Origin of the sequence: Vibrio sp. 11-4(1), from assembly GCF_013048625.1 — a bacterium.
Taxonomy (GTDB): domain Bacteria; phylum Pseudomonadota; class Gammaproteobacteria; order Enterobacterales; family Vibrionaceae; genus Vibrio; species Vibrio diabolicus.
The window spans coordinates 49,958-65,044 of sequence record NZ_VHSY01000004.1; the positions used below are offsets into that span (position 1 = coordinate 49,958).

Sequence of the window (15,087 nt, forward strand, 5' to 3'; positions counted from 1 at the left end):
ATGTTTGGATTTTTACGTTCACCTAAATTTACTCAACCGAGTCTAAGCAACGAGCAAATCGACCAGCGTTACCGCCATTGGCGTTTGCACATTATGTTGGGGATGTACATCGGCTACGCCGGTTTCTACTTTACCCGTAAGACCTTTAACTACGCCGCACCAGCGATGATTACCGACCTTGGCTTAGATAAGGGCGATTTGGGTCTAATCGGTACGCTTTTCTACATCACCTACGGCTGCTCGAAGTTTATTTCTGGCACGATTTCAGATCGCTCTAACCCTCGTTATTTCATGGGGCTAGGCTTGATTGCGACAGGTCTGGTCAACATCGCGTTCGGCTTTTCTAGCTCACTCGCGGCTTTCATTACTCTGTGGATCTTAAACGCGTGGTTCCAAGGCTGGGGCTGGCCTTCATGCTCCAAGCTGTTAACCACTTGGTATTCACGCTCTGAGCGTGGCTTCTTATGGGCGATTTGGAACACCGCACACAACGTTGGTGGCGCGCTGATCCCTATTTGGGTGGGCTATTTAACGTTGCACTACAGCTGGCGTGAAGGCTTTATTCTACCCGGCATCATCGGTGTATTGCTCGGTCTATTCGTTTGTTGGCGATTGCGCGACAAACCCACAACAATGGGTTTACCAAGTGTCGGACAATGGCGCAACGACGCACTAGAACTTGCGCAAGAAAATTACGGACGTGGCCTCACCTACCGCGAAATTCTGAAATCGTACGTATTTAACAACAAATACATCTGGCTGCTCGCGTTCAGTTATGTGTTGGTTTACATCGTCCGAACCGCAATCAATGACTGGGGAAACCTGTACTTAACCGAGCAGCATCACTATAGCCTGATTAACGCCAACGCTGCTCTGTCGATGTTTGAAATCGGAGGTTTTGTTGGTTCATTGGTTGCGGGTTGGGGCTCAGACAAACTCTTTGGCGGTAACCGTGGGCCAATGAACTTGCTGTTCGCGATTGGGATTTTCTTATCTGTCTCTGCGCTTTGGCTGATGCCTCTGACCAACTTTGCATTCCAAGCGGCGGGATTGTTCTCCATCGGCTTCTTTGTCTTTGGGCCACAAATGCTGATCGGTATGGCGGCGGCGGAGTGCTCTCACAAAGATTCTGCCGGCGCGGCAACAGGATTCGTGGGCTTGTTCGCCTACATGGGCGCAGCATTGTCTGGCTATCCACTGGCGTTAATTCTTGAAGAATATCATTGGACGGGTTTCTTCATCACCATTTCAGTTTGTGCAGCCGTCATTGGCCTTTTGTTGCTGCCATTTTTGCAAGCGCAACCATCACGAAAACCACTCGAACCAAAACCTCGGTTGTAAATCAACTTATCGCCCTTCGGGCAAATTGGCGAGTGACCTAACCGCGCTCGCCCTCCTTATTTAACGTATCTCTGCTCAATTTTTCTTCCGATTCAGTTCGGAGGGTTAACTATGGAAAAAATTCATGAATTTGAACACTATTTCATCGCATAGCTTCTTTCAAATGAACAACAAAATCCAAAACTACGCTTGGGGAAGCACCTCTTCTATTCACGATTTGTTTGGCTTTTCTAACGAAACGAATGAGCCTCAAGCAGAAGTATGGATGGGTACTCACCCAAACGGCTGCTCTGAAGTTCAGATTGAGCAAAACACGCTGCCTTTGTCTGAACTGATCAAACAAAACCAACCCGCTTACTTATCAGCAGAAACCGCAGCGAAATTTGGCGACCTGCCCTTTCTGTTTAAGATCTTAGCGGCCGAACATGCACTGTCGATTCAAGTTCACCCAAGCAAACAAGATGCCGAAATAGGTTTCGAAAAAGAGCAAAGTGCTGGCATCCCACTAAACGCGAGCCATCGTAACTACAAAGATCCAAACCATAAACCTGAGTTGGTGTACGCGCTGACAAGTTACCAAGCCATGAACGGTTTTCGTTCGTATGACGAGATTATTGAGGCATTTGGCCTTTGCGATATCGATGAGCTACGCGCACCGCTAGATGCATTCAAACGCGAAATCAACTCACAAGGTTTACGAGATTTCTTTGTGCACATTCTGACCATGGAAGGCGAAACAAAAGAGCGAGCACTGAAACAACTTCTTGCCCACGCTTCAAGTCAATCGGAACAAGGCACTGACAGCGACGTTTTCCAGCTCATCTTGGATCTATCCACTCAATACCCTGGCGATGTCGGCTTGTTTGCGCCATTACTGTTGAATGTCATCACGCTGCAACCTGGCGAAGCGATGTTCCTAAGCGCAAGAACGCCACACGCTTACATTAAAGGCACGGGATTAGAGATCATGGCGAACTCAGATAACGTTTTGCGTGCAGGACTCACGCCGAAACATATGGATGTTGAAGAACTGGTTAAATGCACAGATTTTGTGCCTAAGCCGTTTGAAAGCCTTGTTCTTGAACCCAATGCAAATGGTTGCCAGAGCCTTTACCCCGTTCCAGTCGCAGACTTTAGTTTCAGCATTCTTAACCAACCGAATCACGACGTGGTTGAGGCAAACAGCGCAGAGATTTTGATGGCGATTGATGCCGAACTGACACTCATCAGTGATAACGGTGAGACATTAACCGCCGCGAAAGGACAATCTGTATTTGTTCCTGCTTACGTTGGCCATTATCGCATTCAAAGTGCGGGACGTGTGGCTCGCGCCTTCAACTAGTTTTTGAACAACTGATTCAAACTAGCGTCTGACCCAAGGGACTGGGTTAGACAATTTATTCCTTTCATAGATTGAGCCAGTCCGCTTTTAAGGTACTCATGCTTGCACTTTTTCGACTCAAATCCGCAGCGGCCTAAGCCATCTAAGTTCTCTACCCCCGATTCTTCTGTTCACTACAGCACTCATTGTCAAAACCCATTTATTTCCGGTAAATCCTCCGCTCCAATATCAAATTACTTGGATAACAAAGGCGCTCACACAGTGGTATTTGTTGCAAAACGTATAATCAACGTTGTAATCAAAGCCCCAATCACTACAATCTCTGGTTCGATTTTTCAGTTAACGTTTGTATGCCGAAGTTAAACCAAGATAACCCTGTTCAAAGCTCCGCCCTTTCCGATATCGAAACCAGCAGTAAGATTCAATCGGCATTAGAACCGAAGTTTCACAAGCCAGAGAAACGTCTCTGCTTAAGCCCTGGCCTATCGGATAAGCATTTGGCGCGCCGTTGGCAAGTATTGGAACACGTGACCAATAAAGATCATCTTCTTGATCCTTTCACGCAGTCACATTGCGACGCTTACTCCAACAACATCGAGCACTTCGTTGGTACTGTCAATGTGCCGGTCGGCATCGCAGGCCCTTTACGCGTCAACGGTTTGTATGCGAACGATGACTTTTTGGTTCCGCTCGCAACGACAGAAGCCGCGTTAGTCGCTTCCTACAACCGTGGCGCAAATCTTATTACCGCCGCTGGTGGCGCGAGCGCATTGTTGCTGAGTGAAGGGGTGAGCCGAACACCAGTGTTCGCCTTTAATCACCTTGCCGACGCTGGCCAGTTCGTTAGTTGGGTTGTGACCCAGTTTGACGTATTTCGTCAAATTGCGGAATCCACCACCTCACATGGCAAACTCAAAGACATCAATGTAAATATCGAAGGAAACCATGTTTATTTGGTCTTTGAATACGTGACTGGTGACGCTTCCGGACAAAACATGGTGACCATCGCAACAAACGAAGTGTTCCATCATATTTTGGCGACCAGCCCAATCAAACCAACTCAAGCCTTCTTGGATGGCAACTTATCAGGCGACAAAAAACCAAACGCGCACACACTGCGCTCGGTACGCGGTAAGAAAGTATCCGCCGAAGTGACTATTCCTGCTGAGTTGGTGGAGAAATATCTGCATACAACGCCGGAGTCTATGGTTCAATTTGGCAAAATGACAACGGTGGGCGGTTTACTCAGCGGGACAATTGGCGTCAACGCGCATTACGCAAACGCCCTTGCCGCGCTGTACATTGCTTGTGGTCAAGATGCCGCTTGCGTTGCAGAGTCTGCCATTGGTATCACTCGTATGGATGTGGACGCTCAAGGCAACTTGTACGCGTGCGTGACCTTGCCAAACATCATGGTTGGCACGGTTGGCGGGGGTACTGGCCTTCCAACGCAAAAAGCATGTTTGGATATTTTGGGTTTGCACGGCAACGGCAACGGCAAAGCGAAAGCCTTAGCCGAAGTCGCAGCTGCGCTTTGTCTGGCTGGCGAACTCTCGATTGTGGGCGCATTTTGTGCCGATCACTTCTCCCGGGCTCACCATAAACTTGCTAGAAAATAATCCTTTTACTTTGTACAAGAGAACACCCATGCGGTTTTCTCTTGTGCCAATAAAGCAACTTTATTTATTAGCTCATAAATTAGTTTAAGTTATATTGCAGACTCAATGATTACACCACTCTCACGTTGACCGCATTATTGCAGTATCACCACACATTCCTCGCTATATCACTGTTTGACCCTATTCTCACACGATATTAAATATCAGTACGTTACCTAAATAAATATCAAAAACATCTAGCACTAAAGTACCAAATTCATAGATTGAGTTTTTTGTTAGTCACTTATAGAGACTATACTCGTTCCTGCAGCTGCTTGATTTTTCTAAATTTATTATTTAGCTCAAATGAGCTTAATCACTCCCGTTAAATGGATTTAAGTCGTTCCCTCGGGTAAGCGAGTTAACTATGAGACGTCAGAAACAGAATGAAATCTCTTGTTGGGTACTAGGGTTGATTATCTTATTACTAAGTTACGTCCCTTCAGTACCAGCAGAAATGGAACTAACGCCCTCCGATCAAACCGTTGCGCGTTTCCTCTATCAGAGCACTTTTGGGCCAACACCAACATTAATTGATGAGGTAGAAGAAGTCGGGATGGAAAGTTGGATATCTCAACAAATCTACCTTCCTGCCACCTATCATCAACCGCTCTATCGGACACCTTTTTCCAAAGGCGCACAATCCAATCGCGAAAACGCTTGGTATCAAATTGTTATTACTGCTGATGATCAACTCAGACAACGCATGGCGTATGCATTAAGCCAGATCTTAGTGGTCTCTCGCTATGGCGGTGTTCTTTCCAGTAAGCCCACTGGTCTAGTCGACTACTATGATGTATTGATTGCTAACGCTTTTGGCAACTACCGAGATTTATTATATGACGTTTCCATTCATCCTGTTATGGGCAGCTATTTGTCCATGCTCGGTAGCGCAAAAGAGAACAACACGACGGGTGCATTACCTGATGAGAACTTCGCTCGAGAGTTGATGCAGTTGTTCACCCTAGGCTTGTATGAACTGAATATCGATGGCAGTAAAAAGCTTGATCGTACAACGGGTAAGCCTATCCCCACATATACCCAAACGGATATTCAAGAGCTCGCTCGAGCATTAACTGGGTGGAAAAATGCCGATTTAGCGTTTGTCGAACCGATGCGAGTCATCAGCCACCGACACGATGATGGCGAGAAACGATTGCTTGGTAACACAATTCCTGCTGGTTTAACTGCGCAAGAAGAGCTTTCAAAAGTGATCGATATTTTGATGTCTCATCCAAACATGGCGCCGTTTGTTTCTAAGCTACTTATCCAACGTTTTGTAACTTCGAATCCAAGTCCGGAGTACATCGCACGTGTTGCTTCGGTATTCAATAACAATGGCAAAGGAGAAAAAGGAGATTTAAACGCGGTCATTCATGCCATCTTGCTCGATTCTGAGGCTCTAGGCATGACAGATACCCCGCCAATAAAAGTGAAAGAGCCAATACTGGTCCTAACTAATTTTCATCGAGCAGCGGGTTTTACTATCAAATCTACACGTTACGAAGACGCTACTACGATGATGAATATCGCCAATCAAGGACCTCTTCGTTCTCCTTCCGTATTTAATTTTTACTCTCCTGATTACCAACCATCTAACGAGTTTACGGAGTCTGGTATTAGCTCTCCGGAGTATGAGCTACTGAACTGGTCCGTTTATACCGATTTGGTCAACTATATGTTGACCAGCACTCGCAGAGGCGGCGGTGATTCCTACACTCTCGATCTCGGCGAGTTTTATCTTCTTTTGGATGATCACGATGCCTTAGTCGAGCTGGTTAACGCACGCTTCTTTGCTGGAACGGCCTCTGCGGAATTAAAAAAACTCATGCTCACCGTGTTAGATGAATATCGTGAGGACTATGTGCCAACAACAAAGCTCGCCTTGGTGATTTTTACCGCCATTTCCGGCGATGAATTCTATATTCAGGATTAGGAGTGGATTATGGATATTTCACGACGACATTTTATAAAAAGCACTGCATCGATGGGCGCTTTAGCTTCGCTTGGTCTACCGGGTTATTCTCTCGCGGCGCCTTCTAATGACTTTCGAGCATTAATATGTGTCTATTTAGCAGGTGGAAACGATGCGTTCAACACTGTACTGCCATTGTCTGACGCGCACTATAACCAATATGCCAAAGTCAGAGGGGCTCTTTCTGTCGCCAAAGACGACATACTCCCTATCAATTCGCGTACCACCGATGGCTCGGATAACCTAGTAGAACTTGGCTTACACCCCAAACTAAAGGCGCTGTCTTCAATTTTCGAACAAGGCGATGCCAATATCGTGCTCAATAGCGGTATTCTCAACCATCCCGTTACAAAACAAGCGATTGAGCTAGGTGAAGCGTCACTTCCCGAGCAACTGTTTTCCCACAATTCACAAACTGACGCTTGGTTACTTGGTGGTATGCAAGAATCTAGCAACTTGGGTTGGGCAGGAAGAATGTTGGACGTATTAACTTCTGAATCAGAAATAACCCCACTATACAGTGTGCATGGGAACTCGCTTTGGTTACGCGCGATGGAACACCGCCAAACCGTGCTGAAAAAAGACCGTGCGGTTCAGCTTACCGCGATTGATAACCCGCTATACAAGGGGATCTATGACCAACTTCTTTCTCATCAAACAGAGAATCCGTTTAGTGGTCACTTTAATTTGATGGTTGATGAGTCGATGATGATGAGCCGCGTGCTAAGCGAGCAACTCAATCATATTGATGACGCGCCGCTGTTCACCTCATCAACACTCGGCAAGCAGATGCAAACCGTCTATAAATTGATCGCAAGCCAAGATGTGTTAAAGCAACAACGACAAGTCTTTTTCGTTAAACACTCTGGCTACGACCTACACGATTCTCAATTAGTTCGACACCCCGTACTACTCGAAGATCTAGCAACTAACCTCTTAGCAATGTATCGTGCGATTGCGCGGTTGGGGCTAAACAAGCAAGTCACCTCTTTTACAATGTCTGACTTTGGTCGACGGATGACAAGCAACGGTAACGGCACCGATCACGGTTGGGGTGGTCATCAACTATTGATTGGAGGCGCGGTGAATGGTCAGCGACCTATCGGTACATGGCCTGAACTAGTATTGGGTGGAAACGATGACTATTCTCAAGGTCGACTCATACCCCAAATTGCAGCTGATCAGGTGGGCTCAACTCTCGCGCAATGGATGGGCGTGAGTGATAACGCGGCATTGGAATACGTGTTCCCGAATATCCGCAACTTCGCTAATTCAAACCTTGGCTTTATGGCTTAAGCTGCTTTAATGAGCTCTTAATTAACTTGTCATGAAAAAGGGAGCATTTACGCTCCCTTTTCAATATCATTTCCGCTGAGTGTCCGTTACGCTTCGTCGCGACGGCGCTCGTTACACAGCTTAATGGCACGCTCAAGCAATTCTAGCGCGGATTGCTCACATTCAGGCAGAACCGCATCACTTTCACCAATTGGCGTTACGCGGTCACCCCATTTCAATACCGCCGCACCCCATGTCAAACCTGCACCAAATGCAGCAAGAAGCATGTTATCACCTGGGTTAACTCGGCCTTGCTCTACCGCTTCACACAATGCAATTGGCACCGTCGCTGCAGAAGTATTGCCGTAGTTTTGGATGTTCACAAACGCTTTGTCGTGTGGGATCCCAGATAGGTCACATAGGGTTTGAATAATACGAATATTCGCTTGATGAGGAATAACAACGTCGACTTGGTCGGTAGTTAACTGTGATGCTTTAAGCACGGTTTTCGCAGCTAGCCCCATGCCTTTTACCGCACGTTTGAAAATTTCTTGTCCTACGAAGTTGAAATCCCAGTAACCGTTGTCTTCCGCAAAACGGTCCATACAAGTACCAAACTTTGGTACGGAAAGAATATCGCGACCTTTAGCGTCACAACCAATTTGAGATTGCAGTAGACCCGTTTCTTTTTCTGTTCTTGATAACACAACGGCGCCCGCGCCATCACCAAATAGAACAGCGGTATCTCGCATGGCCCAATCGATGTAGAAAGACAATCTTTCCGCGCCAATAATGATCGCGTTGCGATAGTTACCTGATTGAATCAAACGTGTGCCCGTTTCAAGGCCGTAGACAAATCCCGTACATGCGGCATTTAAATCAAAGGCCGCCGCAGAACGAATGCCCAAGTTCTGCTGTATTTTAGATGCGATGTTTGGAATAAGTGAATCCGGAGAACAAGTCGCCACAATGATTAAATCAACGTCGCTTGCGTCAACGCCCGCGCGCGCCAATGCGTGTTTGGCAGCAACGGTTGCCATGTCTGAAGTATTTACATGGCTAATACGGCGGTTTTCGATACCGGTGCGGGTACGAATCCACTCATCTGAAGTATCAAGGAAAGTGCTAAGATCATCGTTAGAGAGCACGGCAGGAGGAACACATTTCCCCCAACCTGTAATTTCAGCGTAGTAATTTGTCATCGCAGACCTATTTATTGTTGTATTTTAATAAAATTTCTTAGAACCTTAGGCTCAAATACAAACCTGCTCTGCGTTATTTCGGCAGGTTAAAAAATAAGTATACAAATAATGAGGCTGACTGGTAAGTCATGTTTTCATCAATACGTAATAAAGGAAGAAGTCATGTCATCGTTTAAAACTCGCTGCCCTTCATGCGGCGGTCTGAATCGTGTCCCTAATGAGCGTGTTGCAGAGTCTGCAACTTGCGGTAAATGTAAAAGTGCACTTTTTGATGGCGCGCCTATCGAAGGAACGCAAGATAACTTTTCTGCCCTATTACAAAGTGATACGCCTGTTGTCGTCGACTTTTGGGCCCCTTGGTGTAATCCGTGCGTCGGTTTTGCCCCTGTTTTCTCGGATGTCGCTCATGAACAAGCAGGAACGGCTCGTTTTGTAAAGATTGATACAGAAGCACAACAAGCGCTCGCTGAACAATTTGGCATTCGAAGCATTCCTACCATCATGGTTTTCAAGAACGGTCAACGCGTTGATATGATCAATGGTGCGCTACCTAAAAGTCAGTTTGATCAATGGTTAAATCAAGCACTTAATAAGTAATTCTCCACGCCAACCTCACTGGTAGGTTGGCGTTTTTATGCAACTTATCGACCTATCTATTTAACAAATATTATTTGTCGAAACGACTTAAATTAATCATTTTACTTGCCTAACTATTAGCCTCATATTCGCGCCGAATAACCCATAGATTTCATTTAACTTATAGGCGCAAAACAGTGGAAAACACAGTCGTTCCTGCAGCATCACCACGAGTTACAGTTCCAGTCGTCGCACTGTCTCTTTATGCGGTGGCTTCGGGCTATTTAATGAGCTTGATCCCTCTCATGCTCGGTGAATACAACATCTCAGCAGATTATGCGAGTTGGTTGGCGAGTGTTTTTTATGGCGGCTTATTGGTCGGCGCGATGTTTATTGAACGTGTCGTGCGTCAAGTGGGTCACCGTAAAGCGTTTATTGGCTGCTTAGCGGCATTCTCGCTAACGATTGTCACGCTACCCGTTTTTGCTAATGGGTTAGTGTGGCTTGCTGCTCGTTTTATCGCAGGTATTGCCGTTGCGGGCGTTTTTGTCATTGTTGAATCTTGGCTAATGTCTGGCGACGAAGCATCACGTGCAAAACGTTTGAGCTTGTACATGCTATCGCTTTATGGCGGTTCTGCATTAGGCCAATTTGGCATTGGTGTACTTGGCGTAAGTGGCGGTGTTCCGTTCATTGCAATCACAACGCTGATCCTAATGGCGATGTTGGTGCTGATGTTTATTGAATGTGAACAACCAAACAGCCATGAATCAACCGCTTTGTCATTTAAGCAAATTGCCAAGCTAAACCATGCTGCAATTATTGGTTGTGTTGTATCAGGTTTAACCTTAGGCGCGATATACGGATTAATGCCTGTTGAGCTCACTAACCGTAAAATCAACCATCAAGACATTGGTACATTGATGGCACTAGTGATCCTAGGTGGCATGTTGGTTCAACCAATGGTGACCACATTGAACAAATACATGAGCCGCACAGTGCTAATGGCGTTCTTCTGTATTTTGGGTATTTTTTCGATCGGTTTGACCTTTATTTCATCGTCAGCCGTGGTATTAGCTGCTGCTTTATTCTTTTTAGGTGCAGCTACTTTTGCCTTGTACCCAATTGCGATCAACTTAGGTTGTGAAGGACTTGATGAGCGCTTTATTGTCTCTGCCACACAAGTCATGCTGTTCAGCTACAGCATTGGCTCTGTTGCTGGCCCGGTTGTGGCTGATAAATTTATGGGCCAAGAACATGGCTTACTAGGCTACTTGTTTGCCGCTTTGGTTGCGACTGGCGTATACATGCTACTTGCAGCGAGTAAAACTAAGCAGCGTATGGCGGCTGGCCTCTAACCACACAACTTCCACTCAACGAAAACGAGGGCATGTCGCCCTCGTTTTTTATTCTTCGCTTTTTTGTTTAGATAAACGTTTGTGACGGTTTGACGCGTTCGCTGCAGGTTTTTCCGGTACCGCGCGCTTTTCATGAAGTAAATGACGAACCGCCAAGATGGGATGTTTCAGTAGCATTCTGGGGCCAGAGTAACGCATGACCAAACGCATTTGCTCTTTCGGGTCCGGTTTATAACAGTGAATCGGACACTTGTTACACGTCGGTTTATTCTCTCCGTAAGGACAACGGTCAAGACGAACTTCTGCGTATTCAAGCAGCTCACGACATTCTGAGCACAAGTCACTTTTTGTTCCATGGTGATCGTGACAGTAAACCTCTACCATGGCTTTTACCGTCTTAAATTCAGTGGCGAGCTTGCCAAGTAAAATATCGCTCATGAGCTTCCAAAAATCACAACGTCATTGTGTAAAGTTCTAACGTTCGACCATTATCGTATTGCTGCTCAACTCGTTCAAACTCAAAGCCCAGTTTTTTGAGCAAACTTATACTACGAATATTGTCATTGTTGGTGATGGCAGCCAACTTATCGAGTTTCATTTCCCCTCGAGCATATTCCAGCACCGCGGTTGCCGATTCGACTCCGTAGCCGCAACCATAAGCAGAAGGTAAAAAACCATACCCAAGATCGTAGTGTTGCAATGTGTCACGTTTAACTAGCCCACAAATACCGATCGGTTGTCCATCGTCTTTTTTCTCTACTACGAGTAAACTCACACCTTTAACTTTTTGCATGCGTAGCATGTTTTCTTTTATATAACGCGCCGCTTCATATTCAGTACGAATTTGTTTATCTCCGACAAAAAGGTAAAAGTCTGGGTGGTTATAAAGTTCTAATATGAATGGTGCATCATCTACACTCACAAGACGTAATATCAAACGTTCAGTGATCAGTGTTTTCATTTTGACTCCATTAAAACGCGAGAGATGATTGGACATAGAAACGTACTTGAATCTTGCGACCGACGTAAGGGCTTATTTAGTTGTAACTTGATAAAAAAATAACTATCCTGCCCCGCTAAATTAAAGGACCACCACCATGAACCGCAAGAAGAAAATCAATCAGATCTTAAAAGCGAAGCAGAAGAAGCACAACGCTAAGCTACATAAGAGCAATAAGCCGCGTTATATCTCCAAAGCTGAACGTGCAAAAATGGAAGCTGAAGAGCAAAACCAAGCTTCAGAGCACACGGAAAACGTTGTAGACACAGCGCAGACAGATCAAGCCTAAAAGAAAAGCCGCTTTAAGCGGCTTTTTTGATACTCGAAGAGAGTTAGCTTTAGTATTCAACACTGTAGTTCAGTGTGAATGTGCGACCTCTTCCTTTGTAGTCGTACGCTGCTGCATCGTAGTGTGCTGCATAGAGAATCTGCGCACGTTGACCCCAGGCGGTTGTGTAGTCTTCGTCAAATAGGTTTTGAATACCAAAGCCTAACTGCCCAACAGGTAGTGTTACATTACCCAGAAGATCAAACGTGGTGTAGCCCTCCAACTTATTGTTGGCGTCATCTTCGTAATCAAACATCGTCTGACTTTGTAGACGAATCGAGTACGAATCTTGGTAGTATGCAGCCCATGCATTAGCCTTAGACGTACTGGCTTTACCTGCGCTCAAATCTTCCCATTTACCATCGGTTTTCAGCTCAGAAACTACGTAGTGTCCTGATGCCCCTAACAGGATATCGCGGGTCACCCAGTAATTGATGTTTGCTTCTGCACCGTAAACACGCTGCTCGTCGTCAACATTCGTAATCAACAACGTTTTTCTATCATACTTGATGGAGTTGTCTGAAAGCGAGTAATAGCCTGCCGCCTGAAGCGCAAGAGAGTTGGTATCAAGACGGTAACCGATCTCATAGCTGTCCGTTTTAATGCCTGACATTTTTGAGTCAGACACATTAATGCTGTTGTTCAACGCATAGTGCCCGTTTGCATCCACAGCGTCATAGCTGCCTTGACCATAGTACTTCGCAGGGTCAGCAAGTTCGAAACCTTGGGAGAAATTTGCCCAAAGTTGAGATTCATCATTAAGCTGATAAATGGTGCCCAAATTAAACAGACTTACAGAGTAGTCGGTGCTGCCACCTGGTACCGCATCCGCTGATACGCCATTACCCAAGGCAATCTTCTTTTGTACGCTATAGGCAACAAAGTCATCAATCTTGTTGTCCATGTATTGATAGCGGTAGCCTGCTTGAACGGACCAATCTTGATTAATTTGATAGTCACCTTGAACAAACATTGCGTAAGACGTTACATCTACACCTGGGTAACGACCAACTTCGGCGTACGTTTTATTAATCAAGTTTCCAGAGTTGTTTGCAATGCTTGGATCGAATAGAGCTTGATTGCTCTCAAAACGGTCTAAATACGCATCAACACCATAAACAAGGTTGAATGATTCCCAGTTTTTTGCCAGTGCCAAACGTCCAGCAAAAACCTCTGTCTTTTGCTGAGAAGCACCTTGGTAATAAGGAGTAAACGTTTGGTCTTCACTTCGGTAAGACAACTCGCCAATCAGTTGATGGCCGAATACGCTGTCGTGAGCGTAGTTCGCACTTAAGAGAACTCGCTCTGTACCGTGTTCACGATCGGAATCGAATCCCTCTCGTACATCAACAAATTTATTGTTAACAATGTACAAGCCGTATGGCGAATCTTGCTGGCTGTCATAGTATTGTGCGACAAGGTTTAACTTGCTGGCATCGGAGATTTGAATCTCTGTCGATCCCATCACATCAAGCGTCGAGTTGTATTGCAGAGAACCTTGGGAAATATCTGGGGTGACAATGTCGCCATTTACGTCAAATGCACCTTGTGTCTCGGTGTACACAACCGAACCCCTAGCGGCAATTCGCTCATTACCACCTGAGATAGACTGAGCTAGTTTGTAATCAAAGTCATCGCTGCTGTTAAAACCTGTAGTGCCACTGACATACGATTCAAACGATAAGTCATCCGAGTAAGCTTTCTTGGTGATAATGTTAATAACACCACCTGTAGCGCCAGCACCATAAATGGAGGTTGCACCAGATAGTACTTCAATTCGCTCGATGTTGAATGGGTCAATCGCATCAAGCTGACGACTAATTGGGCGAGAAGACTGCAGTGAGACACCATCAATCATCACCAACATCGCTCTGCCACGCAGGTTCTGGCCGTAGTTAGTTCGACCACCCGTACCAACGTCTAACGAAGGAATGGTCGCAGAAAGAATGTCACCAAGTGTCTTGCCCGCGCGATATTGCTGGGCAATTTCCTCTTGCCCTACAAACCAAACCGTTCCTGGAATATCAGAGATCGATTTCGGCATCACACTGCCCACGACCACCATTTGTTCATCACTTGGTGTTGATGTTTGTTGAAGTTCTTCCGCAGCTATTGAGCTAACTGCGTATCCACTGCTCATCGCAAGTACGATGAGATTAAGAGAAAACGTCCTTTTTATCATTGTATTTATCTTTTTGTTGTCAACAAGAGCATGCAATGATACTTATTCTCACTCTCAAATCGAGCACTGTTACATAAGTTAACCAAATGTTAATTAGAATTATGCTTGCTCATAAGCTGTCGATTTTTTTCTAAACGAGGACAATCTTCACAAAGCTTTCTGCCTTCACACTTATAGACCAAACAACAGCTTTTTCTGACCAATTTTAGCGGCTGATCCAGTGATGTCTCATAAAGTGAATGACTATTGTTGGCATCTAAACCCAATGCCTGTAACCACAAGATGGCATGCTCACGCAATGTCGTGTTGGTCATTTGCGGAAAACGCTGTTGAAGACGAATCAAACAAGCCATGATCCCATCCGACATCAATTGATGAGTGAAGCCTGGGCGAATGCGCGTCCATTGACTCATTTCTTGTTGGTAGAAATCGAACAACTCTCGAATTTGACGTCCGGCCTCTTTTATTAATTCTTCTGGCTTACCATGTATATGTGTTTCGTCAGCGAATCGATATCCAGACACAAAACAAGGCTTGAGGTGCTGCGCCATCTCACGAATGTTTGGCAACGTGTGGAAACCGTAGATAGAAATGAACGCAACATAAACAGGCTGCCAACACAACAAATCCCACGTTCTCGTCAACCAATACGCTTTTCCCGCTTCCGGATGAGCCTCAGACAACTGTTGGTAAAGGCCTTGAATGATCGGATTTATATCATTTTCGATATGAATAACTTCTTGCCCTATTTCGCCAATATCACCGTGAAGGTAAGGCGTAATCTCACTCGAAGTTTGAAATAGTTGCGGGAAAAATTGCTCAGACATGATGGTTTATTGTTGGTGTAGTC

Annotated in this window: 13 protein-coding genes; 8 read left to right on the forward strand and 5 right to left on the reverse strand. The window is 45.5% G+C overall.

What is annotated here, in order from left to right; genetic code table 11:
• The 5 genes from FKN16_RS09170 to FKN16_RS09190 all read left to right on the forward strand — a co-directional run bounded on the left by FKN16_RS09170 (position 1) and on the right by FKN16_RS09190 (position 7,612).
• Complete coding sequence (locus tag FKN16_RS09170; RefSeq protein WP_005394568.1) at positions 1 to 1,341, forward strand: MFS transporter; 1,341 nt, start codon at positions 1 to 3, stop codon at positions 1,339 to 1,341.
• Between the two features lie 124 nt (positions 1,342 to 1,465).
• Positions 1,466 to 2,683 carry a mannose-6-phosphate isomerase, class I gene (manA, locus tag FKN16_RS09175; protein ID WP_170902526.1) on the forward strand — a complete coding sequence of 406 codons (1,218 nt, stop codon included), beginning with the start codon at positions 1,466 to 1,468 and terminating at the stop codon, positions 2,681 to 2,683.
• A 350-nt stretch (positions 2,684 to 3,033) separates the two neighbouring features.
• Positions 3,034 to 4,302 carry a hydroxymethylglutaryl-CoA reductase gene (locus FKN16_RS09180; protein ID WP_170902527.1) on the forward strand — a complete coding sequence of 423 codons (1,269 nt, stop codon included), beginning with the start codon at positions 3,034 to 3,036 and terminating at the stop codon, positions 4,300 to 4,302.
• A gap of 406 nt (positions 4,303 to 4,708) precedes the next feature.
• Positions 4,709 to 6,277, forward strand: a complete 1,569-nt coding sequence (locus tag FKN16_RS09185) for a DUF1800 domain-containing protein (RefSeq protein ID WP_134645694.1) — start codon at positions 4,709 to 4,711, stop codon at positions 6,275 to 6,277.
• 9 nt (positions 6,278 to 6,286) lie between these two features.
• Positions 6,287 to 7,612 (forward strand): DUF1501 domain-containing protein, encoded by a 1,326-nt coding sequence (locus FKN16_RS09190; protein ID WP_170902528.1) that lies wholly within the window; start codon positions 6,287 to 6,289, stop codon positions 7,610 to 7,612.
• 86 nt (positions 7,613 to 7,698) lie between these two features.
• On the opposite strand, the gene FKN16_RS09195 is transcribed toward FKN16_RS09190, so the two are convergent.
• The gene (locus FKN16_RS09195) at positions 7,699 to 8,793 is read right to left on the reverse strand and encodes a ketoacyl-ACP synthase III (protein ID WP_170902529.1); all 1,095 of its coding nucleotides are present in this window, start codon (positions 8,791 to 8,793) and stop codon (positions 7,699 to 7,701) included.
• Positions 8,794 to 8,955: 162 nt separating this feature from the next.
• On the opposite strand from FKN16_RS09195, the gene trxC reads away from it, so the two are divergent.
• Positions 8,956 to 9,390 (forward strand): thioredoxin TrxC, encoded by a 435-nt coding sequence (trxC, locus tag FKN16_RS09200; protein ID WP_170902530.1) that lies wholly within the window; start codon positions 8,956 to 8,958, stop codon positions 9,388 to 9,390.
• Between the two features lie 176 nt (positions 9,391 to 9,566).
• The gene (locus tag FKN16_RS09205) at positions 9,567 to 10,727 is read left to right on the forward strand and encodes an MFS transporter (RefSeq protein ID WP_012842235.1); all 1,161 of its coding nucleotides are present in this window, start codon (positions 9,567 to 9,569) and stop codon (positions 10,725 to 10,727) included.
• Positions 10,728 to 10,775: 48 nt separating this feature from the next.
• On the opposite strand, the gene FKN16_RS09210 is transcribed toward FKN16_RS09205, so the two are convergent.
• Together FKN16_RS09210 and FKN16_RS09215 are read right to left on the reverse strand one after the other, a co-directional pair.
• The gene (locus FKN16_RS09210) at positions 10,776 to 11,165 is read right to left on the reverse strand and encodes a nitrous oxide-stimulated promoter family protein (protein WP_005394584.1); all 390 of its coding nucleotides are present in this window, start codon (positions 11,163 to 11,165) and stop codon (positions 10,776 to 10,778) included.
• A gap of 13 nt (positions 11,166 to 11,178) precedes the next feature.
• On the reverse strand, positions 11,179 to 11,688 hold the full coding sequence (locus FKN16_RS09215) for a GNAT family N-acetyltransferase (RefSeq protein WP_170902531.1): 510 nt from the start codon (positions 11,686 to 11,688) through the stop codon (positions 11,179 to 11,181).
• A 136-nt stretch (positions 11,689 to 11,824) separates the two neighbouring features.
• Here FKN16_RS09215 and FKN16_RS09220 point away from each other — a divergent pair, with 136 nt between their 5' ends.
• Positions 11,825 to 12,016 carry a DUF2986 domain-containing protein gene (locus FKN16_RS09220; RefSeq protein ID WP_005376066.1) on the forward strand — a complete coding sequence of 64 codons (192 nt, stop codon included), beginning with the start codon at positions 11,825 to 11,827 and terminating at the stop codon, positions 12,014 to 12,016.
• 49 nt (positions 12,017 to 12,065) lie between these two features.
• On the opposite strand, the gene FKN16_RS09225 is transcribed toward FKN16_RS09220, so the two are convergent.
• Entirely contained in the window at positions 12,066 to 14,237 is a 2,172-nt protein-coding gene (locus tag FKN16_RS09225) for a TonB-dependent receptor (RefSeq protein WP_170902532.1), read from the reverse strand.
• Positions 14,238 to 14,326: 89 nt separating this feature from the next.
• Positions 14,327 to 15,064: a siderophore ferric iron reductase gene (locus FKN16_RS09230; RefSeq protein ID WP_047009216.1), complete on the reverse strand. Its 738-nt coding sequence runs from the start codon at positions 15,062 to 15,064 to the stop codon at positions 14,327 to 14,329.
• Between the last annotated feature and the right edge of the window lie 23 nt (positions 15,065 to 15,087).